Here is a 24,178-nt window from a genome sequence, read left to right on the forward strand (position 1 = left end):
CCGTGGTGCCAGGAGGCTCGCGGCGTGTCGCGAAATCAGTGCCGGATTTCCTCCCGAGCCCCGTCCGCGGACACGCCGACTCAGCTGACCGACGCGTACTCGGGACTCGAGACGTTGTACTGCTGTCCGTCGACGATCAGCAGACTCCGCAGGGCTTCGGCTTTGTCGGCCGTCCGCCCCGCGTCTCCCCACACGGCCTTCTTGCCGCTCTTGAGACGGAGCGTGATGTCCGATGGCGAGTCGGCCGCGACGGCCACGACCCGAGAGGCCAGCCAGTCCGGGAGATCCTGCACCACGGTCAGCGCCGCCCGCGTCGTCGGATTGGCCGCGGACGGGTCGGTCATCTGCAGTGCGGGCAGCCCCTGCAGGGACTTGGGCAGATCCTTGGCCGACCCGAAGGTGAGATAGACCATGCCCAGGCGATCCATCACGCCGATCCGTCCGGACTGCTCGACGGTCACCACCGGCGTCCGTTCGGTGACCGCGATCGTCAGGGTCGAGGGGTACTTCCGGCTGACGTTCACCGACTCGATCTCCGGCAGCGCGGACACCCGGTTCGCGATCTCCGCCGTGTCGACCTGCAGCAGCGGTGAGCCCTCAGGCACCTGCGCGGTGCGCAGCACCTCCCCCGCATCGATCGCGGTCGCTCCGGTCACGTCCACCGACCGCACCGACATCAACGGCGTGAAATAGGCGATCGCCACCAGCCCGCCGACCACGACGACGAGGGCGATCACCGAGCCGATGAGCGGCCACCGCCGCGGCGACGAGGCGGCGCCCGGACGCGTGCGCCGCGCCCGGTCCGGTTCCGCCGTACGCCGCCGGCTCATTCGGCCGCGGCCCTCTCCAGCGCTTCCAGAATGGCCGGAGCCTGCATGGTGATGTCGCCGGCGCCGATGGTGAGCACCAGATCGCCGCGCCGGGCACGGTGAGCCACGGCGTTCGCGATCTCCGACAGATCCGGGACGAAGACCGCGGGAGCGGTCACCGCATCGGAGATCAGCCTGCCGGTGACCCCGGGCTGCGGCTGTTCACGGGCACCGTAGACGTCGGCCACGATCACCTCGTCGGCCAAGCTCAGCGCCGCGGCGAACTCGGCGGCGAACTCCGCCGTCCGCGAATACAGATGCGGCTGGAACACGGCCAGCACACGCCCCGACCGCGCGCCGACGACGTCTCGGGCGGCGGTGAGCACGGCGCGGACCTCGGTCGGATGGTGCGCGTAGTCGTCGTACACGTCGACGTCGGCGGCACGGCCCCGCGATTCGAACCGCCGGTGCACCCCGCCGAAGCTCTCGATACCCTCCGCCACGGTGTCGACGTCCTGCCCCGTCCGTGCGCATGCGATCAGGGCTCCCAGCGCATTGAGCGCCATATGCCTGCCGGGCAGAGTGACGGCCAGTTCCCGTACGCGCGGAGTGTCGACCAGCGGCTCGGAGAGTCGGACCGTGGCCAGCCCCCCGGTCCCGTGCGCCGCGAGCTCGACGAGTTCGGCGACCACCGGCACACCCTCCACCGTGATCCGCGCGGCACTGCCGTATCCCAAGACCGCGACCCCGCGCTCGGCGCAGCTCGCAACGCATCGCTGCGCCAGCGCCGCGGCTCCCGGATCGTCGAGACAGACAACCAGCGTTCCGCCGGGGCGGATCAGTGCGACGAATTCGTCGAAGACCTGCACGTAGGCCGCCTCGGTACCGAAGAAGTCCAGATGGTCGGCCTCGATGTTGGTGACCACGACGATGTCCGGCACGTATTGAAGCAGGGAGCCGTCGCTCTCGTCGGCCTCGGCGACGAAGACCTCGCCGCTGCCGTGATGCGCGTTGGTGCCCGACTCGTTCAACTCACCGCCGACGGCGAACGACGGATCGACACCGCAGTGCTGCAGTGCCACCACCGACATCGACGTGGTGGAGGTCTTGCCATGGGTGCCCGAGATCAACACGGTCCGGTGTCCGCGCATCAGCAGGGCGAGCACCTCGGGCCGGTAGAGCACCGGGATACCGCGGCGGCGTGCCTCGACGAGTTCCGGATTGTCGTCGGGCACCGCGGCCCGGGTGGTGACGACGACGGTCGGACCGCCGTCGAGCAGATCGAGGGCGTCGGGTGCGTGGCCGATCCGGACCTGCGCGCCGCGGGTCCGCAGCGCCAGCACCCCGCGCGAATCCTTGGCGTCCGAACCGGACACCTGACCGCCGCGAGCGAGCAGGATCCGGGCCAGGCCCGACATGCCCGCGCCGCCGATGCCGACCATGTGCACCCGCTGCAGCTGCGCCGGAAGCGTGTTCTCGATCGCCGGGTCGCTCATCGGGGTCCGTCCTGCGTCGTCGCGCGGTCGCCGCGCCGCGCGGCAGCCAGTTCCAGTGCCGCCGTCGCCACTTCGACGGCGGCGTCGCGGTGGCCGAGCCCCGCGGTGGCGGCACTCATCGCGCGCAGGCGTTCGGTGTCGCCCAGCAGTGCGGGGATCTCTCGCTCGACCCACTCGGGCGTCACGTCCGCGTCGTCGACGATGACGGCGCCCCCGGCCCGTTCCGCGGGCAGCGCGTTGAGTCGCTGTTCGCCGTTGCCGTGCGGCAGCGGGACGTACACCGCCGGGAGTCCGGTGGCGGAGATCTCGGCGACGGTCATCGCTCCGGACCGGCACATCACCAGGTCGGCGGCCGCGTACGCGAGGTCCATCCGGTCGAGGTAGCTGACCCCGACGTAGGGCGGGGCGCCCGGCGGCGAGACCGGGTCGATCGTGTTCTTGGGGCCGTAGGCGTGGAGAACACCGATACCGGCCGCGCCCAGCGCCGTAGCGGCCGGCGCGACCGCCTCGTTGAGCCGCTGCGCCCCCTGCGAGCCGCCGAAGACGAGCAGGGTCGGCGCATCCGGGTCCAGACCGAAGAATCGGCGCGCTTCGGCACGGGCCGAAGCACGGTCGAGTCGGGTGATCGCTCCGCGCACCGGGATTCCGACGACCGTGGCGCCGGCCAGCCCGCAGTCGGGGACGGCCGCGAGGACGCGGTCGGCGAGCCGGGCGCCCACCTTGTTCGCGACACCTGCGCTGGCGTTCGCCTCGTGGAGCACCACGGGGATCCGCCGGGCACCGCGGAGTCGACTGCGCGCCGCGAGATACGCGGGCAGTGCGACGTAACCGCCGAAGCCCACCACCACATCGGCGTCGACCTCGGCGAAGACCTTGCGCGTGGCGGCCACCGAATGTGCCACTCGCCACGGAGTCTTGGCCAGTTCCACGCCCACCTTCCGAGGCAGGGGAACCGGCGGGATCAGACGCAGATCGTAACCGCGCGCGGGCACGATCGTGGTCTCCAGACCGCGACTCGTCCCGAGGGCCGTGATCCGCGCGTCCGGCTCCAGTTCCCGCACGGCGTCGGCCACCGCGAGCGCGGGCTCGATGTGGCCTGCGGTTCCACCGCCTGCGACCACCACCGAAAGTGCCGATCCCCCCTCGTGCGACCGCTTCCGCTTGCTCACCGGCGACCGTTCTCCCATCCGCCTCTGCCGGTCCGCCGCGCACGATCGCGCGGAGCCGGCGACCTGGACTCCTGCCACGACCGGGACGGTCGCGCACCCCTAGGAGGATAGTGGATCTCCCCCGAGCTCGATTCGCCCGACCGGCGTCGCATTCGCGGCCCGGATGCCTCGGGCGTCCGCGGGCGGCCCGCCCATGTGCGGGGCGCCTCGCGACGGCCGGTCCCGGACGAACCGCGGATGGGTGCCGGTCGCCGGATGGGCGCGGCGGTCGGCCGGCGCCGCGGCGACGAGCCCGCAGCCCGGTACGTTTCGGGCCGCGGGAGACGGAGCAACCGCGACAACCCCTTCGGCGCCGGCCCGGCCAGCGCCGCGACCGCCTGCGGTTCGTGCCGTGCGGCGTTCGCCAGCAAACCGAGCATCGCCAGCATCGTCAGTGCCGAGGTACCGCCGTACGACAGGATCGGCAACTGGATGCCGGTGACCGGCAGGATGCCGACGACGTATCCGATGTTGATGAAGGCCTGCACCAGGAAGAGCACGGTGATCGTCGCCGACATCAGACGCAGGAACGGGTCCACCGAACGGCGGGCGATCCGCATCCCGACGTACCCGAGCAGCAGGTACAGCCCCAGGACGATGATCCCGCCGACCAGTCCGAGTTCCTCGCCGATGATCGCGAAGATGAAGTCGTTGTGCGCATTGGGCAGATAGTTCCATTTGGCGGTGCTCTGGCCGAGCCCCTTGCCGAACAGTCCACCGTCGGCCAGCGCGAACTTCGCCTGGTTCGGCTGATAATCGGCGCCGAGCGGATCGGAGTCACGGCCGAGGAAGCTGAAGATGCGCGCGGCACGGTACGACTCGGCGAAGGCCAGCGCGACGCCGGCCACCGCGAAGACCACGCCGAAGGCGGCGAAGAACCGCCCCGGCAGCCCGCCGAACCACAACAGCGTCGCGACGATCATCCCCAGGATCATCGTCGTGGACTGATTCGGCTCGATGATGACCAGGAAGGCGACGCCGAAGGCGACCGGGATCAGCGGGAAGATCAGATCGCGGGCCGTGGACGTGCGCGGATCGCGAGTCGAGAGGACCGCGGCTCCCCACATGCACAGCGCCGCCTTCGCCAGTTCCGACGGCTGCAGCGTGAGCCCGCCGAACGAGAGCCAGCGGCGCGCACCGCCGCCGGCGACGCCGAAGCCCGGGATCATCACCAGGATCAGCAGGACGATCGAGATCAGCAGAATGGGCAGGGAGGCCTTCTGCAGCGTCCGCACGGGCATCCGCAGCGCGATGTAGAACAGCACCAGACCCAGGGCCACGAACATCACCTGCGTGGTGAACATCCCGTAGGCCGAGCCGTCCTTCGCGTAGCCCTCCACAGCGGACGCCGAGAGCACCATCATCAGGCCGAGCGCGATGAGGATGACGGTGATCGAGACGATCAGGTGGAACGAGGTCAGCGGCCGCGCGAGCAGATTCCGGACTCCCCCGGCGAGGAACGCCGCACCCGCTTTGACATCCGATCCGCGCATCAGGCGAAGCCTGCGAAGCGGGTCCGCGTCCGCGGTGCCGCCACGCCGGGCGCTCCGAGTGGACGCGGTCCGGCGATTCCGGCGCCGAGCCGACCGGCCGGCGACTCTCGCCTCCGACTCTCCGTCGGCGCTTTCGGGGGCGTCGGGACGGTCGGAGGTGTCGCCGGGCGCCTCGGCGGTGTCCTCGCCATCGGCGGCGGAGCGCGGCGCCGAATCCTCGACGTCCTCCGCGACGCCGGTGTTCTCGTCGCCGGAACTCATCGGTTCGCGCGGGAATCGGCGAGGGCGGTCGCGGCGGCGGCGAACGAGTCGCCGCGCTGCGGATACCCGGCGAACATGTCCAGGGAGGCGGCCGCCGGTGCGAGGAGCACCGCGTCCACCCCTGGCGAGTCCGCCTGCGCCAATTCCCAGGCGGCACCGACCGCCTGGCTCATCACCGCGTCCGACGATCCGGTCGCGGAGACGGCACGTGCCCGTTCACCAGTCCGCTGAGTCATCACAGAGCCATCGTCCCCTGTGAATACTGTGACGGCTGGGACTTCTGGGGCGTGTCGCGCAATCGCGTCGAGAATGATCTGCCGATCCCGGCCGATCGCGACGACTCCGGCCAGCCGCGACACTGTTCCGGCGATCAGGTCGTCGACGGGTGCGCCCTTGAGCAATCCGCCCGCGATCAGGACGACACGCTCGTGTGCGACCACCGCAGCGTGGGCAGCGTGCGGATTCGTGGCCTTCGAGTCGTCCACGAAGGCGACGCCGTCGATGCGCGCGACCACCTGACCGCGATGCGCGGCCGGCCGGTAGGCCCGCAGTCCGCGCGCCACCGCCTCGGGATCGATTCCCACGGCGCGAGCGAGCGCAGCCGCGGCGAGGGCGTCCGACAGTCCCGACGGTCCTGCCGGCCGCACATCGGCGGCGGGGATCATCGCGAGGGTGCCGTCCCCGAAGGCGCAGTCGACCAGCGTGCCGTCGACGATGCCCAGCATTCCCGGTCGCGGTGCGCCGAGGGTGAATCCGACCCGCCGGGAGTCGGGCCCGACCGGCAGCGCCGCCGCGCCCGCATCGTCCTCACCGACCACGGCCACCCGGCCGGTCAGCGCTCCGGCCTTGGCCTCGGCGTACGCCTCGCGTGAGCCGTGCCAGTCGAGGTGATCGTCCGCCACGTTCAGCACCACGCCGGCGTCCGGCCGGACCGACGGCGCCCAGTGCAGTTGGAACGACGACATCTCGACGCACAAGACGTCGGCGCGCGGCTCGGCGCGGAGCGCATCGGCCACCGTGAGACCGATGTTCCCGCAGGCCAGACCGCTCTGTCCGGCGGCCGTGACGATCGACTCGATCATTCCCGTCGTGGTGGTCTTGCCGTTGGTTCCGGTGATCACCAGCCAGGTGCGCGCGGGTCCGAACAACCCGGCGCGATCGGCGCGCCACGCGAGTTCCACATCACCCCACACCGGCGTACCCGCTGCCGCGGCCGCCACCAGCAGCGGCGTGTCCGGGCGGAAGCCGGGTGAGACGACGATCAGCTCGATGCCCTCGGGCAACCCCGCGGTGCCGTCGTCGGCGACGAACTCCTCCGGCGTGTGCACCGGCACGCCCCGGCGTACGAAATCGGCGCCCGCCTGCGGGTCCGCGAACGTCTGATCCATCACCTCGGGCTTCGCACCGAGTTCCAGCAGCAGGTCGACGACGGCCACTCCGGTGGCACGACCGCCGGCCACCAGAACGCGGGTGTGTTCCAGCGAAAGCCCCATGTCAGCCCGCATGCGAGATGAACTCGCCGTAGAACAGGGTCAGTCCCAGCGCACAGGAGATGGCCGTGAGCAGCCAGAACCGGATGATCACCGTGGTCTCGGCCCAGCCGCCGAGCTCGAAATGGTGATGGAAGGGCGCCATGCGGAAGACCCGCTTGCCGGTGGTGCGGAAGAAGGCGATCTGCACCACCACCGAGACCATCTCGGCGACGAACAGCGCGCCGATGACGACCATGAGCAGTTCGGTGCGCGTCGTCAGCGACAGACCCGCCACCAGACCGCCGAGCGCGAGCGAACCGGTGTCGCCCATGAAGATCTTCGCCGGCGCGGCGTTCCACCAGAGGAAGCCGAGGCAGGCGCCGCCCGCCGCCACCGCGACGATCGCGAGGTCGAGCGGATCGCGCACGTCGTAGCAGGCGCTGGCGTTCTCGGCGTTGGCCGGGAGCGGCGCGCAGGGGTTGCGGTACTGCCAGAACGTGATCAGAACGTATGCACCCATCACCATCGCCGCCGAACCCGCGGCCAGACCGTCGAGACCGTCGGTGAAGTTCACGGCGTTCGACCATGCCGCGACCACCAGCCAGCAGAACAGCACGAAGCCCACCGCGGTCAGCGAGATCACGTTGATGTCGCGCGTGTACGAGAGGTACTCGCTGGCCGGTGTCTGGCCCTCGGCGTTCGGGAACTGCAGCAGCAGGACGCCGAAGATGACCGCCGCGATCATCTGACCGACCGACTTGGCGGTCTTGTTCAGGCCGAGGTTGCGCGATTTGTAGATCTTGATGAAGTCGTCCAGGAATCCGACGGCGGCCAGCGCGGTCGCCAGGCCGAGCACCAGCAGACCCGAGGCGGTGGGGCCGCCGCCGTCGTCGAGCAGCCCGAACAGATGCGCCCCCAGGTAGCCCAGCCACAGCGCCGCGACGATCGCGACACCGCCCATCGACGGCGTCCCCCGCTTGGACTGGTGGCTCTGCGGCCCCTCGACCCGGATCTCCTGGCCGAAGCCCTGCCGGGAGAAGACCTTGATCAGGACGGGCGTCAGCAGAATCGACACTGCCAGCGAGATCGCGCCCGCGATCAGTATCTGGGTCACTGCATGTCCTTACTTGTCGGAATCTGTGAACTAAGAATCTAGCGCGAGCCGCCGCTCCGGCAGGTCAGCGGGTGAGCACCTCGACCGGGAGTCCGGCGTCCTCACGCCAGTACGCGAGCAGCGTCTCGCCGAGTTCTCCCCCGGCCAGCAGCACCAGGTCTCCGGGCTTCGGAGACTCGGCGGGCCGTGTACGCAGATGGTCGACGGCTGCGGCGGGCGAGGCCACCAGCTCGGCCTCGTCACCCCACGACCCCTCCATCACGGCGCCCTGATGCAGCGCCCGTACGGTACGGAGATCTTCGCCGACGGCGATCACCTGGTCGACGGCCAGCCGGACGATCTGCCGGCCCAGGCCGTCGTGGTCGACGCACCGCGCGTTCTCGTCGCGTCCGTCCGCATCGGCGAACTCACCGGCGATCACCCAGGTCCGGCGGGCCGACTCCCCTCCTCGGTGGGCACTGCCGACTCCGGTGTCGGCGGCCAGCGCCACGAGTTCACGGACCGCCCGGCGTGCCTCGTCGATGCCCGCCTGCGGGTCCACCAGCAGCACCCGCAGCGCCGGCTGCGCGTCGACGGCGTCATCGACCACGCGGGCGTCGAGCAGTTCGCCCAGCACGGAGCGATCGTCGAACGGATATTTCACGCCGTCGATCTCCTGCCCCTTCTCATGGCCCTTACCCGCGACCAGCACCACGTCGCCCGCCTGCGCCCAGTCGACCGCCGCGGCGATCGCCTCGCGCCGGTCGCCGATCTCCCGGATCTCCCCGCGCGCGTCCGCCACCGCCCGCGCTCCCGCGAGCACCGCCGTCCGGATGTCCTCGGGCCGCTCGGACCGCGGATTGTCGTCGGTGACGATCACCAGGTCGGCGCCGCGTGCCGCGGCCGCGCCCATCAGGGGCCGCTTCTCGGTGTCGCGATCGCCACCCGCCCCGAGGACGACGGCGATCCGTCCCGGCGTCTGGGCCGCAAGGGTCGCGAGAACCGCCTCGACCGCGGCCGGCTTGTGCGCGTAGTCGACCACGGCCAGGAAATCCTGTCCGCGCTCGACCTTCTCGAGCCGGCCCGGCACCGCCACGCGGGCCAGACCGGTGACCGCCGTCCCCACGTTCACTCCGGCCTCCGCACTCAGCGCTACCGCGAGGAGAGCGTTCGCGACGTTGTACGCACCCGGCAGGGGAACCGTCAGCTCCACCTCCGAGCCCTCCGGCGTGGCCGCCAGAACCGTCTGCGACCCCGGCTCGGTCCGTACCGATCCGACCACCGACCAATCGGCCGCACCGGTGGTCGACACGGTGGTCACGGACGTACCGGCGACCGCGGCCATCTTCACGCCCCACGCATCGTCGACGCAGACCACGGCGCGTTGCGCCCGGGTCGACGAATCCGCCCGGAACAGCCGGGCCTTGGCCGCGAAGTAGGCGTCCATCGTGTGGTGGTAGTCGAGGTGGTCCTGCGAGAGATTCGTGAAGCCCCCGACGGCGAACCGGCAGCCGTCCACGCGGCCGAGTTCGAGGGCGTGGCTGGAGACCTCCATGACGACGGTGTCGACTCCGCGCTCGAGCATCACGGCGAACATCCGCTGGAGGTCGGGGGCCTCCGGGGTGGTCAGCGAACTCGGGACCACGGTTCCGTCCACGCGGATCTCGACGGTCCCCAGCAGTCCGACCACCCGTCCCGCGGCCCGCAGCGCGGCCTCGGTCAGGTAGGCGGTCGTGGTCTTGCCCGACGTCCCGGTGATACCGATGAGGGTGAACTTCGACGACGGGTCGCCGTAGATGCGCGCCGAGACCTCCCCCAGCACCGACCGCGGGCGGTCGTGCACCAGCACCGGCACCGACTCCAGGCCGGGCGCGGCGCGAATCAGGTCCAGTCCCGCCGCATCGGTGAGCACCGCGACGGCACCGGCGGTCGACGCCTGGCCGGCGTATCGAGCACCGTGGGTGCGGTCGCCGGGCAGCGCGGCGAACAGGTATCCGGCACCCGCGTCCTGCGCACGCAAAGTCGCGCCCGTGACCTCGGCGTCGGCGCCGTCGAGAACCAGACCGAACTCGTCCGCCAGTGCGCTCAGGGCCACCGGCCGGAGGTGCTCCGGGCGGATCGGCCCACTGCTGTTCGTCGCACCGGCTCCCGGCTCCACCACTACCTCAGACCTCCGCCTTGACCTTCTCGTCCCGTTGAGACGTACTCGTCTCGCCGACGTCTCCCCCTCGTCCGCCGGAGCGCACGCGGTGATGACGCAATGAATCTACCGTGCGATGCGGCGCGCCCTCACGCCTCCAAGCGCAGGCGCGGAGCCGGCTGCGCGGAGAACGGCACCTGGTCGTGACGCAGAAGCCACGAACCGATGGTTCCGAACAACGGCGCCGCGGACTGACCGCCGCTGCCGTCCGAGCTGCGCACCGGATTGTCCATCATGATGCCGATGACGAACCGCGGCGCGTCGGCGGGCGCGATACCCGCGAAGGTGATGTTGTAGCTCGACCGCGAGTAGCAGTTGCAGGACGGGTCGACCTGCTGTGCGGTACCGGTCTTGCCCGAGGTCTGGTAGCCCGGGATGGCGCCGGTGTAGCCGGTGCCGTTCTGCACACCCTCCGGGTCCTTCTGCATGACGGCACGGAACATGTCGCGAACGGTCTTGGCCGTCTGCGGACTGACCACCCGCACCGACTCCGGCTTGCTCACGCCGGCCTCGTCCTCGTCCTCGGGAGCGATGATCCGCGGCTGGATCCGAACCCCGTCGTTGGCGATCGCCTGATACATCGACGTCATCTGCAGCAGCGTGGTCGACAGACCCTGACCGATCGGCAGGTTGGCGAACGAGCCGCCCGACCACTGACTCAGCGCGGGCACCGCGCCGGGGCTCTCGCCGGGGAGGCCGACTCCGGTGCGCTGACCGAGCCCGAAGCGGTCGAGCATGTCGGCGAACCGCCGCTCACCGACCTTCTGCGCCAGCATCAGTGTGCCGACGTTGGACGACTTCCCGAAGATGCCGGTGGTGGTGTAGGGCGCGGTGCCGTGCACCCACGCGTCGTTGACGGTGATACCCGACATCCGAATCGACCCCGGCACCTGGTGCACCTCGTCCGGGGTGGTGACCCCGTATTCGATGGCCGCGGAAGCGGTCACGATCTTGTTCACCGACCCGGGCTCGAAGGGCGAGGTCACCGACCGGTTGCCGAGATCGGCCTTCTGCTGCTCCGAGAGCGGCCGCGAGGCGTCGAAGGTGCTGTCGTTGGCCATCGCCAGCACTTCGCCGGTGTGCGAGTCGAGCACCACGGCGGAGACGTTGTGCGCGCCCGACTTGTCCTTCGCCAGGTTCACCTGGCTCTGCACGAACCACTGGAGGTCGGAGTCGATCGTGAGGTGCACGGTCTCTCCGTCGACGGCCGGATGGACGTTGCGCTTGCTGCCGGGGATCACCGCGCCGTCGCGGCCGCGGTCGAAGGTCTCGGTGCCGTTGGTGCCTGCGAGCACGGAGTCGAGCGACGATTCGAGGCCGATCAGGCCGTTGCCGTCGAAGTTCACATCGCCGACCAGGTTGGCGGCGAGTGAACCGCCCGGATACAGGCGGTTGCTCTGCCGCTCGGCGCCGACCTCGGGGAACTCGTCCTGGATCTTCTTCGTGACGTCCAGCGACACCAGGCGGGCGAGGTAGACGAAGTCCTTGTCCGACTTCATCTGTGCCAGCAGATCGTCGGACGCGATGCTGCCGCCGAGGGCCGACGAGACGCCGTCGGCGATCTGCTTGAGGCGCACGTCAACGTCCGGGACGGTCGAATCCTTCTTGTGTTCCTCGGCGATCTGCTTGCGTACGGCCTTCGGCTGAAAGGTCAGTGCCCGTGCGTCGTCGGTGTGTGCCAGCAGGCGTCCGTTGCGGTCGACGATGCTCCCCCGCACCGCAGGCAGTTCCTGGGTGATCGATCGTTGCTGCGAGGCCTGCGCCGAGATGGAGTCGGCCGCGATCACGTGCACGTACAGCATCCGGCCCGCGATCACGAGAGCGACCACCGCGACGAGCACGGTCAGGATCCGCTGGCGGACGACGAACCCCGACGGCCCCGAACCGGAACGTTCGGAGGGACGGGGAGGCTTGGGCGGAGGCGTTCCGGTGCCGTTCGACGACGCGCCGGACGGGCGGCCTCCCGCCCTCGCCTCGGCTGCGCGCGGTGTACGGGTGCGGGTCATGATCTTCCGATTGTCGCGCGCATCAACGCGCGGGCGCGGTATTGGCGGGCGGCGTGGCGGTCGTCGGAGACGCCACATCGGTGGGCCGACTCACCCGATTCCGGACATCCGGGCGCACCGAGGTCTGGGGTGCCGGATTCGTCCGAGACTGCGATGTCGGGACCGAGGACGGGCGGGGGTTCGGCGCCGGCCGCGGGTTCGGCGCAGGCGTCGACGGCGCCGGAGCGGGAGTGGTCGCCGTACGCGGCGGTGCACTCTGCGATTGTTCGCCACCGAGTCCCTCGGAATCGTCGACCTTGTTCTTGTCGATCTTCTCGACGGGGTCCGGCGCCGGGTTCAGGTCCGGAAGCGGGCTGCCGGTCGCCGGTGTGGGAGTGCCGCGGAGCCGTGGCTTGCCGTCTGCTCCGACGATGATCTCGGCGGCGTTCGACGCCGGGACCATCCCCTGGCGAGCGGCCGCCCGCGCGATCGCGGGCGCCTGGTCGCCTGCGTCGGCTGCCGCCTTCAACTCGGCGGCACGGGCCTGCAGCTCCTGGTTCTCCTTGCGGAGCGCGTCGATCGAGTACGAGTCCTGCGCCGATTTGGTTGTCAGGAACAGAGTCAGCGCGAGGGCGCCCATCACCAGGACCAGGATCGGCACCACGAGCGGGACTCCGGCGATGCGGCGCCCGGTCATCGGCAGCCGGGCTCCGGTGCGCTCACGGCGAGTGCGCCGATCGAGAGCCCGCTGGGCCGCCTTGGATCGCGACGGACGCTCGCTCGCCGCGGCGCCGGTGCGCCGTCGACGCTGACGGTCGGAACCCTCGCGTGGTCCGGTGGCGGTGCGAGTGTCCACAAGCGTCACTGTGCTCCCCTTCCGTCTGCGGTCCCGCCGCCGCGACCCGCGGGGTGGTTCGGTGCGATACGTTCGATGGCCCGGATCCGGACAGGGGCCGAACGCGGGTTGGCCGCACGTTCGGCCGCGTCTGCCTGTTCGGCTCCGCGAGTGACGAGCGAGAACCGCGGGGCGGTCCCCGGCAGATCGACCGGCAGGCCGGCCGGGGTGGTGTTCTCCACCGCACGGGCGAAGTCGCGCTTGACAATTCGGTCCTCGAGCGACTGGTAGCTCATCACGGCGAGCCGGCCGCCGACCGCGAGTACTTCGAGCGCCGCCGGGATCACCCCGCGCAATGAGTCGAGTTCGTGGTTCACCTCGATCCGGAGCGCTTGAAAGGTCCGCTTGGCCGGATGGCCACCGGTCCGCCGGGTCGCCGCCGGGATGGTGGCGTACAGGAGCTCCACGAGACGTCCGCTGGTGGTGAACGGCTCCTTGGCGCGTTCCCGGATCACTGCCGAGGCGATCTTCCCCGCGAACCGCTCCTCGCCGTACTCGCTGAGCACTCGGGCGAGAGAGCCGTGGTCGTAGGTGTTGAGGACGTCAGCCGCTGTCAGCTCGTCGTCGGGATTCATCCGCATGTCCAGCGGTGCGTCGACGGCGTACGCGAACCCGCGTTCGGCCCGGTCCAGCTGCATCGACGAGACCCCGAGGTCGAGAAGCACCCCGTCGACCTCGTCGCGTCCGGTGGCGGCGACCACCGACTCGATCTCGTCGTAACGATTGTGGTGGAACTCCACGCGGTCTCCGAAGCGATGCAGACGCTCGGAGGCGATGCCGATCGCCGATGTGTCGCGGTCGATGCCGACGACGTGCAGGCCCGCCAGGCGTTCGAGGAAGTACTCTGTGTGGCCGCCGGCGCCCAGCGTGCCGTCCACCAGGACCGCGCCACCGCCGTCGGGCGACCGACGGGTGAGAGCCGGTTCCAGCAGCGCGAACATGCGATCAGCCATCACCGGAACGTGTCCGTGTTCGCCTTGCCGCGGTGCGTTCACCCCGCTCCCTCCCTGCTGCCGTGAGAACCGTGCCGATAACTTCTGGGCGTCGCCCCCTGCGACGCTCCGGAGACCACCGGCATCGATGCCGTGGAACTGCGGCGGTGTGGGCCTGCGATGAGACGGGGTCCCCGCCCGAGCGCACCTGGCGTTGGGGAAGTACGTCAGGGTCGATCGGGCCGAGGCCTCGACTCACCGCAGCAGTCGTGATCTCCGAATGTTCAATTCACGTGTGTCGACGCGATCCCGTTACAGGATCGAGTCGAGGGCGGACGATCCCGCGTTGGAGAACGCCTCCTCGTGCTGGGCCTGGTAGTCGCGCCAGCTCTGCGCGTCCCAGATCTCCAGGTGGTCGTACGAGCCGATGACGACGCACTCCTTGGTGAGCCCCGCGTAGTCGCGATGCTCGGCCGAGAGGTTGACGCGGCCCTGCCCGTCGAGCCGCTGCTCGTCGGCGCCGGCGAAGAAGTACCGCAGAAAAGCGCGGGCCTCCGGGTCGTTGCGCGACGCGGTGACCGCCTTCTCGGCGATCGCGTCGAACTCCTCTGCCCGGTACACCGACAGGCTGCGGTCCTGGCTGCGTGTGACCATGACTCCTCCTGCCAGCGCGTCGCGGAACTTCGCGGGCAACGTCAGTCGCCCCTTGTCATCGAGCTTGGGCGTGTAGGTGCCGACGAAACGAGCCACGTCGACACCTCCTCACCCTTCCGGGTTCGGCGGTTCCGGTATCCCCCTCGCCCAGTAATGCCCACACTACCCCACTTTCCACCACATTCCACCCCGCAGGCCCCACCGTTTCCCCACCATCAACTATATGCGCAGGTCAGAGTGCCTAAGCTTCACTGGATTCTCAGCAATCATTGACGTGTCGCAGCTCACTAGTGTCGTTACGAAAGGGGTCAAAAGGTAACGAAGTGACTGGTGAGACCAACCAAGAGCGGTAGGTGGGGCGTTGTGGGGAGACGAGGTGGGACGCTGTGGGGAGACGGGGTGGGACGCTGTGGGGACACCCCGGAGACAGACGTTCCCGAGATACGAAAAACGGGGCCGCATCTTCCTTTCGGAAGTTGCGACCCCGCCAGGGAGATCGTTGTCGACGCAGGGCGCGTCAGGCCGTCAGCCGCCGGTGCCGACGGCCGGTTCTACAGATCGCGGTCGTCCCGCTCGAAGCGACGGTTGAAGCGATCCTCCATCCGTCGGCTCAACGAGCCGTGACCGCTCGCGGCCTTTCCGGACTTCTTCGACGAGGAGGCGCCGTCGGGACCCGAGATCCGCCCGCGGCCAGCCATCAGGCCGAAGACCGCGGCCCCGAACATCAGCAGGAATCCGACGAAGCTGAGGATCTTCAGTCCGCCGACCTCGACGTCGACCATCATTCCGCCGACCAGCAATGCGAGTCCAGCGAGGAACCCGAGAGCGACCACGATCCGACGACGCGCGTTCGGCAAGCGCACCTTGTGGCGGGTGACGCTCGACGCGAACTTCGGGTCTTCGGCGTAGAGAGCGCTCTCTATCTCATCGAGCATGCGCTGCTCGTGCTCTGAAAGCGGCACCGCTCCTCCCTTACTGGATCGTGGCGAGGATTTCGTCTTCTCGCCTCTCTATGTCAATAGTACGAGCCCGAGCGCCCTTCGACCACCATTGGCCGACGATGCGTTCACAATCACGCCGATCATCCCGCGCACTCAAGCGACGGTTCCGCGCGCCGCCGGACGCTTCGAGGTGAGCTTCCCCTGCTCGTACGCCAGCAGCGTCGCGTCGGCCACGTCCAGGAACGCGACCGCACGGCGCTCCACGCGCGCGCAGAACGTGGAATCGACGGCGCGCACCAGCCCCGCCTCGACGTGCGAGCGCATGGTCGAGAGTTCGCCGAAATAGTCGGCGAGTTCCCGGCACTGGGGAGCACGCTCCTTGATCCGACTCCACGCGTCCGCCGCACCGCGGCGTCGGCGGACGCGGCCCGAGGGCTCGTAGATCTCCAGCACCGCGCCGGCGGCTCGGATCGCCGCGAGATAGAACAGCCGGAATCGCTCGGCCCCGTCGTCGTCCACCGACGCCGCCTGCTCGAACAGGTCCTCTGCCCGATCCAGGAGATCGCGGCTGCGGTGCACCACGTGCGGGTCGACTCCGTGATCGGCTTGTGCACCGGACACCGACGGGGCGGGTGCGAGATGCAACCCGGCGAACTGCCGCCCGGACCGTTCTGCTGACCGCTCCATCCCAACTCCTCCGTGTCGGCGCCCGGCTCTGTCGGGCTCGTGACGACACCATGACAGAGGGGTACGACAAAGAAGGTGTTGCGACGACGGGCCCGACGGCCGGCCGTCGCACGGCGCCGGCACTCCCGCGAAGACTTCGACAGCGGACCCCGTCACCGATGATCGGTGGCCCGGCGATGTCTTCCCCATCGCCGGGCCACTGGACCGCCCAACCGATACGAACATCAGTTCGACAGGCGTCAACCGTAGCCGGTGTGAACGCCGATGGGCAAGTGCCGCTACGCTCCCAGAGTCTGGCAGCCGCAGACGAATCGAGCCGACGACGAAGGGAACGGGCATGTCACTGGACGCCTCCCCGATCCGCGTCGCGCCCCTCCCGGCCGATCTGGCACACCTGTGGCTCGATCCCGCTGTGCACACCTACATCACCGCCATGCACTACCCCCGCGGAAGCGAAGCCCACCGGTTGCCGCTGTGGCGCGATCACATCGCGCGCCCCGGGTGGTCGGCTTTCGGCGCGTTCGCGACGCTGTCCGCGCTCGACTCGCTCCGGCCCACGTACTCCCGGCTGCGCGTGCGCGCACCGCTGGCGCTCTCGGATCGCGAGATCCTCGTCGGGGTGGCGTACGGCTACCGCGGTGCACCGGACCAGTGGTGGAACCGCCAGCTGTATTCGGGACTGCTACAGGCCGGAACCCGGCCCGCCGACGCGCGCGAGTTCATGCGCGACTACTTCGAACTCACCGAACTGCATGTGCATCCGGCCGGTCAGGGCCGCGGCGTCGGCCAACGGCTCCTGACATCGCTGCTCTCGGGCAGACCGGAGAGCAAGGTCCTCCTCTCGACGCCCGAAGTCCAGGGTGAGGCCAATCGCGCCTGGGGCCTCTACCGCCGCCTCGGCTTCGAGGATGTCCTGCGGCACTTCACCTTCGCCGGAGACGCCCGGCCGTTCGCCTTCCTCGGACGCCCGCTCCCTCTTCCGGACGCCGGTCCCCCGCCGCGATGACCGGCCGCCCGCGGTCCGTCCGACGCACCGATGACGACACTGCGCAGGTTGGCGCATCTCTTCTGGCACGATGAGTCGGTGACCTCGTTCCGCCGCACCGCGCTCGCCCTAGCCGGACTGTTGGCACTGATCCCCGTGCTCACCGGTTGTCTCACCAAGTCGACCACGGTCGGCGACCAGTTCTCCGGCACGGTCATCATCGCCACGTCACCGGATCAGCATCCGCAGAAGCCGTCCTTCGACATCCCGGCCTCGCTCAGCGGCCAGGTCTGGACCACCGACTTCCCGGAGAAGTCGGATGAGAGCAGTGCCGTACCCGCCCCGTCGACGCAGAGTTCGCGCCCCGGCGGACAGGCCGCGCCGTCGCCCGACGGCAAGGTCGGTTCCGAGCTCACCTTCGACAGACTCTCTGCGGGTCAGTTCAGCCAGCTCGGCGACATCATCGCCGCCGCCCTCCCCGACCCGTCCGCGACGGTCCATCTCAAATCGTCCCGCAGCGGCGACATCGTCCGTTTCCGCGGCTCGGCCTCGCTGACGGACGCCGATCCCGGCAGCGTGTACTTCTCCCTGTCGATCACGTTCGGCGGTGAGGTGGTCGCGACCAACGGTCATCAGGCGGGCGACGACACGGTGGTCTGGACGCCCACCCCGGGACAGAACGTCGACCTGCAGGCCGATTCGGAGTACGCGGATCCGGCGACCGCCGCCGTGCCCAGTTGGACCTGGTTCATGTTCCTGCTGTGCGCGATCATCGTCGCGATGGTCGTGTACGCGGCCTACCAGAATCGGGACCGCTCACCCCGTCCGGGACGCCCGAAGCGCAAGCCCGAGGCGCCGCAGTCCGACGAGGAGTCCCCGAAGCCCGAGCGCGAGACATCCGGGCGCGGCGCCGACTGACGCCGTCCGCGCGCGGTCGCCCTCTCCGGCGGACCGCACGTCTCAGACGCCGGCCAGCGCCCCGCGCGTGTCGATGCCGATGCGCTCGAGCACCTCGCTGGTCGCCTTCGCGAAGTTGAGGCTGCAGAAGTGCAGGCACGGCACCCCTTCGGAGATGAGCCGCAACGAGGCCTCCGTGCACAGGTCGATGCCGACCGCACGCACGTCGGCCCGATTCTCCTCCGGTCCGTCGCCCGCCGCCTTCGCTAGCCGTTCCTCGACCGCCGGGGGGATCTTGCTGCCGGACAGCTCGGTCATCCTGCGCGCCGAGGCCAGCGAGGTGATCGGCATCATCCCCGGGATCAGCGGCTTGGCGCCCTGCTCGGGATCGGCGGCGGCGATACGGTCGCGCAGGCGGAGGAAGTCGTCGACGTCGAAGAACATCTGCGTCACCGAGTACTCCGCGCCCGCCCGCAGCTTCCGCACCAGATTTCCGGTGTCGGCGGCGAGATTGGGCGCGCGGTGGTGACCTTCGGGGAACGACGCGACGCCCACGTGGAAGTCGCCGAGTTCTCCGATCAGGCGCACCAGTTCTTCGGCGTACGCCACGCCTTCCGGGTGCTTGACCCACTCACCGAGCGGATCACCGGGCGGATCACCGCGCAGGGCGAGCAGGTTGACGATGCCCTTGTCGGCGTACGCGCCCACCAGGCCGCGGAGTTCGTCGACGCTGTGGTTGACCGCGGTCAGATGCGCGACGGTCAGCAGCGTGGTCTCGGTCGCGAGTTCGCCCGCGATGCGCACGGTCCGGTCGCGGGTCGATCCGCCCGCACCGTAGGTCATCGACACGAAGGCCGGGTTCATTCGTTCGAAGATCCGGACCGCACGCCACAGTCGCGCCTCCTCGGCGGCGTCGCGCGGTGGGAAGAACTCGACGGAGAACGGCACCGGCCCGGAGTGCGGGTCGGCCAGACGCTCCACGACCGACTGCCCCGGGCGGGCGCGGACGTCGGAGTCGGTACTGATCGGATCGGTCACCCCAGTCATCATACGGACACCCGGCGGGCGGCCCGCGGCCGCCGATACCGCGGCTGTGCCCGCGATCACCGCCGCTGCGGCGCGTGGCCGGGCTATCGACGAGGACCGGTAACCTTGCCAGTCGTGGTCAACATTGCGCACGTGCCCGCCGCGGTCGACGAGATCCTGACGGCGTTCTTCGACTCCGGCCGGCCTGCGCTCGACGACATCTACCCCGCGGTCGCGGAGGCCGGCGACGTGCTCGCCGACTTCGTGCTGTCGGGCGGCAAACGGGTGCGGCCGCTGTTCGTCTACGCCGGCTGGCGATGCGGCCCCGAAGCGGCCGCCGACACCGGCCCCGGGGAGTCGACGGCATTGCGGGTCGGCGCCGCGATCGAGTTGATCCAGGCCTGCGCCCTCATCCACGACGACATCCTCGACCGCTCCGACACGCGGCGCGGCCGCCCGACCGTCCACCGCCGGTTCGAGGCCCTGCACGGCGACCGGGGGTTCGCCGGCGACCCCGCGCACTACGGCGTCTCGGCGGCCATCCTGCTGGGCGATCTGGCACTGGCCTGGGCCGACGACCTCGTGCACGGCATCACTCCCGCCGACGGCGGTCCCGCCGATCCGCATCCGCTGCCGCGGCCGGTGGCCGTTCTGTGGTCTCAGATGCGGACCGAGGTGCTCGGCGGTCAGCTCCTCGACATCACCAACGAGTCGTCCGGCGACGAGTCAGTGACCGCCGCGTACCGGGTGATGGAGTACAAGACGGCCGCGTACACGGTGGCCCGGCCGCTCCAGCTCGGTGCGGCGCTGTCCGGGGCCGAGGACGAGTTGTCACGCTCACTGCATCGCATCGGGCTCGATCTCGGCGTCGCCTTCCAACTGCGCGACGACGTCCTCGGTGTATTCGGAGACCCCGCGGAGACCGGGAAGCCGTCCGGTGACGACCTCGTCGAAGGCAAGCGCACCGCACTCCTGGCCGAGGGTCTGCAGCGCGCGTCGGCGGCCGGCCGAGATCTGCTGCGCGACAGCCTCGGCCGTTCGCTGTCGGAGGCGGAGCTGACCGCGGCGCGCGACGTCCTGACCGAATCCGGCGCACTCACCGAGATCGAGAGACAGATCGACGAACGCCTCGACGCGGCCCTGGCCGGCATCGACGGACTGGATGCCGGAGAGTCCGCGCGCGCCGATCTGACCTGGATGGCCCGCCGAATCACCCATCGACGGCGGTGACGGCCATGACCGCTGATTCGCACGTCGTCGTCATCGGAGCGGGGCTGTCGGGATTGACCGCCGCGGCCCACCTGCGCGCCCGCGGACACGAGGTGACAGTCTTGGAGGCCACCGACTCCCCCGGCGGCCTGGTGCGCACCGAGACCATCTCGGGTCACCGATTCGACACGGGTGCAACGGTTCTCACCATGCCCGAGTTGATCGTCGACGCACTCACCGCCGTCGGCGTCGACCGCGAGCAGGCCCTGGAGCGGCTGGCCCTGCGCCCGGTGGACCCGAGTTACGTCATGAACTACGCCGACGGCTCGTCGCTGGCGATACCGCGCGAGCCCGCGGCCATCCCCGCCGCCGTCGAGCAGGTGTTCGGGACCGAGGCCGCCGACGGTACTCGCGACCTGCTGACCTGGCTGCGCCGCGTCTACGATGCCGAGTTCGACGTCTTCATCGACCGCAACTACGACGGCCTGGCCGACCTGACCGGACCGCGCACGCGCGCCGCCGCCGCGAACCTGGTCCGGCTCGGCGCGCTCGGCGGCCTCACCGCCGCCGTGGGTCGATTCGTCTCCGACCCCAGGGTTCAGCGGGCGTTCACCTTCCAGGCGCTCTACGCCGGCGTTCCACCCCACCGCGCGCGGGCGATCTACGCCATCATCGCGGATATGGACATCGGCCGCGGCCTCTGTGCTCCCGCGGGCGGCATGGGCCGCATCGGCCGGGTCCTCGAGCGCGCACTGGCCGACGCCGGCGTGCGGATCGAGTACGGAGCACGCGTCGACCGGATTCTGCGCCGGACCGACGGCTCCGCCTCGGGTGTGCTCGTCGGCGACCAGCGGCTCGCCGCCGACGCGGTGGTCGCGACACTCGAACGCGACGCGGTCGCCGAACTGTTGCACGACGAGCGCCGCCTGCGGACTCTGCGCTACTCGCCGAGCGCCGTGGTGGTGCACGGCGTGCTGCCGGCCGGGACCACCGCGGGCTGGCGGTCCGGCCATCACACTCTCGACTTCGGCGCCGCGTGGACCGACACCTTCGCCGACCTCACCGCTCGCCCGGGCCGACTGATGGGCGACGGATCGTTCCTGATCACCCGGTCTGCGGCCACCGATCCGGAGACATTCGTGGCCGACGGATCCGAGTCGGTGTCGGTTCTCGCGCCGACACCGAATCTGGTCTCGGCCGATCTGCCGTGGGATGTGCTCGCCGAGCCGTACACCGCCGAGTTCCTCGGCGTCCTGGAGTCCCGCGGCTACCCGGGTCTGTCCTCGATGACCGTGCTCCGGATCGACCACCCGCTGACCTGGCTGCGATCGGGTCTGCCCGCGGGGACGCCGTTCTCCGCGGCTCACACCGTCGCGCAGACCGGCCCGCTGCGCACGCCCAACCGCTGGCGGGGTGTGCCGAACCTGGCTCTGGGCGGCAGCGCGACCGTGCCCGGAGTCGGCATCCCGCCCGTGCTCGTGTCCGGCGGGCTCGCCGCGGCGCGGATCGACGACTACCTGCGTGGCCGGAACGGACACGGGGGGCGGTCGTGAATCTCCTGAAGCGCTATCCCGACGCCTGTCTCGGGTTCCTCGGTGTGCTGCTGGTGGTCGCGGGAAGCTACGGTCTCTCCGACGTTCCTCGCAACGACGCGACGCTCGCCGATCTCGGCCTGGCGCCGATGACGTACGGCCACGGGAAGACGCTGTCCGGCTTCGCGTTCTGGACGGGGATCGCGCTGATGGTCATCGCCTGGGTGCGAATCGGCCGGAGCCCCGAGCGGATGAGCCTGCGCGCCACGATGGCCACCGTCGGCGCCTGGACCGCGCCGCTGATGTTCGCGGTACCCACCTTCAGCCGCGACGTGTACGCCTACCTCGGTCAGGCGTCGGTGCTGATGCACGGATTCGATCCCTACACCGACGGACCCGCACACCGTCCCGGACCGATCGTCGATTCGATGGCGCAGATCTGGGCTCCCACGACCTCGCCCTACAGTCCCGGGTTCATGCTCCTGCTGCGCGGCATCGTCGGGATCACCGGCGACAACGTCTTCGCCGGCGTGTTCGCCATCCGCGTCGCCCTGCTGCCCGGACTGCTCCTGACGATGTGGGCGGTGCCCCGGATCGCCGCGCACTTCGGTGCGAGCCGGCGACTCGGGCTCTGGCTGGTCCTGGTGAACCCGATGCTGCTGATCCATCTGGTCGGGGGCCCACACCTCGAACTGCTGATGATGGGCTTCCTGGCCGCAGGCGTGGCCCTGGCGCTGGAGGGCAGGCACGTCGCGGGTCTCGCGGTCCTGGGCCTGGCGATCTCGGTGAAGGTCACCGCGGGAATCGCGATTCCGTTCGTCATGTGGATCTGGCTCGACCACCTGCGCAAGCGGCGCGCGGCCGATCCCGCGGCACCGACTCCGCTCATCGCCTGGCGCGACCGTGTCGCGATCTTCGTCGCGACGGGCGCGATCCCCGCCGCGGTGTTCGGTGCCTTCACGGTGATCCTCGGCCTCGGCCTCGGATGGATGAACGGCCTGTCGTACGCCTCTCGGATCATCAACCCGTTCACCGTCCCGATCTTCGTCGGGCACATCGTCACCTACGCCGCGGCTCCCTTCGCGACGCTCAACCTCCAGGCGGTCCTGGTGGTGACGCGGGCCATCGGCAGCGTCGCACTCGCGCTGATCCTCGTGTACCTCTGGTGGCGGTCGCGTCGCGACGAGCGGTCCGCGATGGCCGGCATGGCATGGGCGATGCTCGCTCTGCTACTGCTCGAACCGTCGACCCTGCCCTGGTACTACACGTGGGTCGCCTGCCTGGCCGTCGCATTCACCCTCCCGATGTGGGTGCGGCAGGTGGTCGTCGGAGTCAGCACCTTCTATCTCATCGTCTTCCAGCCGGACGACTCGATCCTGTTCTACAAGCCGCTCGAAACTTTGATGGCGCTGGCCTTCGCCGTTCTCGCGGCCGTCTCGCTGCGCCGCCGCGACCCGCTCAGACTGCGGGGGCTCGGGTCCCTGCTGATCCATGGCTGACGCCGACCGCGGGTACCGCCTCGCCGAGTCGCTCACGCGCGCGGCCGGCCGCACCTACTTCCTGGCCTCGCGTCTGCTGCCGGTGGACGGCCGGCGCGCGGTGTTCGCGTTGTACGGCTATGCACGCACCGTCGACGACGTCGTCGACGGTGCCGGTGGGTCGCAGCCGCGATCGGCGCGGCTCGACGCCCTCGAGAACGGCCTGGCCGCCGCACTCGCGGGGGCGCCGGTGCCGGCTGGTCTGAGCCGGGACGAGGCCGACATGCTCGCTGCGCTCGCCGAGTCGGTCGACCGGTTCGCGATCCCTGCCGAAACCTTCGAGGCGTTCGGCCGATCGATGCGAATGGACCTGCCCGGCGACCCCCTGTTCCGGAACCGCTACGCGACGCTCGACGCCCTGGCCGAGTACACCTACGGCTCGGCCGCGGTGATCGGCCTGCAACTGCTGCCGATCCTGGGCGCGGCTCCCGATCCGGACACCGCCCGGGGTGCAGCCCTGCTGGGCGAAGCGTTCCAGCTCACGAACTTCCTCCGTGACGTCGGCGAAGATCTGAACCGGAATCGGATCTACCTGCCCCTCGACCACCTCGGCGCCTTCGGGGTCGACGAGCAGGAGCTGCGTCACGACGCCACCGCGGGCACGGCCGGCCCCCGGATGCGGCGGGCGACGGCGCATCTGATCGCCGTCAATCGCGACCAGTACCGGCGGACGCTGCCCGCCATCGCCTCACTGCCCCGACGGTCGCGCCCCGCGATCTGCGCGGCCGCGCGGTCGTACAGCGCGATTCTCACCGCCATCGAAGACCGCGGTCACGACGTGTTCGCCGCGCGGGCCGTCGTACCGGTCCACCGCAGGCTCGGCCATGCCGTCACCGCCGTGGCCGGCCGCCCGGCTCTCGGCTGA

20 protein-coding genes are annotated in these 24,178 nt (G+C 70.1%); 6 read left to right on the plus strand and 14 right to left on the minus strand.

The genetic code is table 11. The features are described 5' to 3' along the window. Positions 1-80 precede the first annotated feature (80 nt). The 13 genes from ACZ5QD_RS07190 to ACZ5QD_RS07250 all read right to left on the minus strand — a co-directional run bounded on the left by ACZ5QD_RS07190 (position 81) and on the right by ACZ5QD_RS07250 (position 16,126). Positions 81-830 carry a cell division protein FtsQ/DivIB gene (locus ACZ5QD_RS07190; RefSeq protein ID WP_006895331.1) on the minus strand — a complete coding sequence of 250 codons (750 nt, stop codon included), beginning with the start codon at positions 828-830 and terminating at the stop codon, positions 81-83. Continuing rightward, positions 827-2,305, minus strand: a complete 1,479-nt coding sequence (murC, locus tag ACZ5QD_RS07195; protein ID WP_222111692.1) for a UDP-N-acetylmuramate--L-alanine ligase — start codon at positions 2,303-2,305, stop codon at positions 827-829. Before murC ends, ACZ5QD_RS07190 begins: the two co-directional genes overlap by 4 nt. Further along, positions 2,302-3,492 carry an undecaprenyldiphospho-muramoylpentapeptide beta-N-acetylglucosaminyltransferase gene (gene murG, locus ACZ5QD_RS07200; protein WP_051999607.1) on the minus strand — a complete coding sequence of 397 codons (1,191 nt, stop codon included), beginning with the start codon at positions 3,490-3,492 and terminating at the stop codon, positions 2,302-2,304. The genes murC and murG overlap by 4 nt, the downstream gene beginning before the upstream one ends. Further along, positions 3,471-5,267 carry a putative lipid II flippase FtsW gene (ftsW, locus tag ACZ5QD_RS07205; RefSeq protein WP_464367195.1) on the minus strand — a complete coding sequence of 599 codons (1,797 nt, stop codon included), beginning with the start codon at positions 5,265-5,267 and terminating at the stop codon, positions 3,471-3,473. The genes murG and ftsW overlap by 22 nt, the downstream gene beginning before the upstream one ends. Then, positions 5,264-6,760 (minus strand): UDP-N-acetylmuramoyl-L-alanine--D-glutamate ligase, encoded by a 1,497-nt coding sequence (gene murD, locus ACZ5QD_RS07210; protein WP_222111690.1) that lies wholly within the window; start codon positions 6,758-6,760, stop codon positions 5,264-5,266. Before murD ends, ftsW begins: the two co-directional genes overlap by 4 nt. Before the next feature lies 1 nt (position 6,761). Continuing rightward, complete coding sequence (mraY, locus tag ACZ5QD_RS07215; RefSeq protein ID WP_006895326.1) at positions 6,762-7,853, minus strand: phospho-N-acetylmuramoyl-pentapeptide-transferase; 1,092 nt, start codon at positions 7,851-7,853, stop codon at positions 6,762-6,764. Positions 7,854-7,917: 64 nt separating this feature from the next. Further along, positions 7,918-9,993: a UDP-N-acetylmuramoyl-L-alanyl-D-glutamate--2,6-diaminopimelate ligase gene (locus ACZ5QD_RS07220; protein ID WP_222111689.1), complete on the minus strand. Its 2,076-nt coding sequence runs from the start codon at positions 9,991-9,993 to the stop codon at positions 7,918-7,920. 128 nt (positions 9,994-10,121) lie between these two features. Next, on the minus strand, positions 10,122-12,038 hold the full coding sequence (locus tag ACZ5QD_RS07225; RefSeq protein WP_222111688.1) for a peptidoglycan D,D-transpeptidase FtsI family protein: 1,917 nt from the start codon (positions 12,036-12,038) through the stop codon (positions 10,122-10,124). Positions 12,039-12,060: 22 nt separating this feature from the next. Beyond that, positions 12,061-12,873 (minus strand): cell division protein FtsL, encoded by an 813-nt coding sequence (ftsL, locus tag ACZ5QD_RS07230; RefSeq protein ID WP_260868821.1) that lies wholly within the window; start codon positions 12,871-12,873, stop codon positions 12,061-12,063. A gap of 5 nt (positions 12,874-12,878) precedes the next feature. Next, complete coding sequence (gene rsmH, locus ACZ5QD_RS07235) at positions 12,879-13,907, minus strand: 16S rRNA (cytosine(1402)-N(4))-methyltransferase RsmH (protein WP_039866947.1); 1,029 nt, start codon at positions 13,905-13,907, stop codon at positions 12,879-12,881. Between the two features lie 249 nt (positions 13,908-14,156). Continuing rightward, positions 14,157-14,594, minus strand: coding sequence for a division/cell wall cluster transcriptional repressor MraZ (gene mraZ / locus ACZ5QD_RS07240; protein ID WP_006895321.1), 438 nt, complete (start codon positions 14,592-14,594; stop codon positions 14,157-14,159). Between the two features lie 455 nt (positions 14,595-15,049). Further along, the gene (locus ACZ5QD_RS07245; RefSeq protein ID WP_006895320.1) at positions 15,050-15,460 is read right to left on the minus strand and encodes a DUF3040 domain-containing protein; all 411 of its coding nucleotides are present in this window, start codon (positions 15,458-15,460) and stop codon (positions 15,050-15,052) included. A 132-nt stretch (positions 15,461-15,592) separates the two neighbouring features. Then, positions 15,593-16,126 carry an SAV_6107 family HEPN domain-containing protein gene (locus ACZ5QD_RS07250; protein WP_006895319.1) on the minus strand — a complete coding sequence of 178 codons (534 nt, stop codon included), beginning with the start codon at positions 16,124-16,126 and terminating at the stop codon, positions 15,593-15,595. A 337-nt stretch (positions 16,127-16,463) separates the two neighbouring features. Between ACZ5QD_RS07250 and ACZ5QD_RS07255 the strand changes: the two genes are divergently transcribed. Together ACZ5QD_RS07255 and ACZ5QD_RS07260 are read left to right on the plus strand one after the other, a co-directional pair. Further along, complete coding sequence (locus ACZ5QD_RS07255; protein WP_006895318.1) at positions 16,464-17,132, plus strand: GNAT family N-acetyltransferase; 669 nt, start codon at positions 16,464-16,466, stop codon at positions 17,130-17,132. A 78-nt stretch (positions 17,133-17,210) separates the two neighbouring features. Then, positions 17,211-18,029 (plus strand): LppM family (lipo)protein, encoded by an 819-nt coding sequence (locus tag ACZ5QD_RS07260; RefSeq protein WP_174302278.1) that lies wholly within the window; start codon positions 17,211-17,213, stop codon positions 18,027-18,029. Positions 18,030-18,071: 42 nt separating this feature from the next. Here the strand turns inward: ACZ5QD_RS07260 and ACZ5QD_RS07265 are convergent, their stop codons facing one another. Continuing rightward, on the minus strand, positions 18,072-19,055 hold the full coding sequence (locus tag ACZ5QD_RS07265) for a methylenetetrahydrofolate reductase (RefSeq protein WP_045539584.1): 984 nt from the start codon (positions 19,053-19,055) through the stop codon (positions 18,072-18,074). A 114-nt stretch (positions 19,056-19,169) separates the two neighbouring features. On the opposite strand from ACZ5QD_RS07265, the gene ACZ5QD_RS07270 reads away from it, so the two are divergent. Genes ACZ5QD_RS07270 through ACZ5QD_RS07285 form a run of 4 tightly spaced genes read left to right on the plus strand, consistent with a single transcriptional unit; the run spans position 19,170 to position 24,178 of the window. Then, a complete protein-coding gene (locus ACZ5QD_RS07270; RefSeq protein ID WP_006895315.1) occupies positions 19,170-20,264 on the plus strand; it encodes a polyprenyl synthetase family protein in 1,095 nt (364 codons plus the stop codon). A 5-nt stretch (positions 20,265-20,269) separates the two neighbouring features. Next, positions 20,270-21,796, plus strand: coding sequence for a phytoene desaturase family protein (gene crtI, locus ACZ5QD_RS07275; protein WP_006895314.1), 1,527 nt, complete (start codon positions 20,270-20,272; stop codon positions 21,794-21,796). Further along, complete coding sequence (locus ACZ5QD_RS07280) at positions 21,793-23,274, plus strand: alpha-(1->6)-mannopyranosyltransferase A (RefSeq protein ID WP_006895313.1); 1,482 nt, start codon at positions 21,793-21,795, stop codon at positions 23,272-23,274. Before crtI ends, ACZ5QD_RS07280 begins: the two co-directional genes overlap by 4 nt. Continuing rightward, the gene (locus ACZ5QD_RS07285) at positions 23,267-24,178 is read left to right on the plus strand and encodes a phytoene/squalene synthase family protein (RefSeq protein ID WP_006895312.1); all 912 of its coding nucleotides are present in this window, start codon (positions 23,267-23,269) and stop codon (positions 24,176-24,178) included. Before ACZ5QD_RS07280 ends, ACZ5QD_RS07285 begins: the two co-directional genes overlap by 8 nt.

Source organism: Gordonia sp. J1A, from assembly GCF_055393515.1.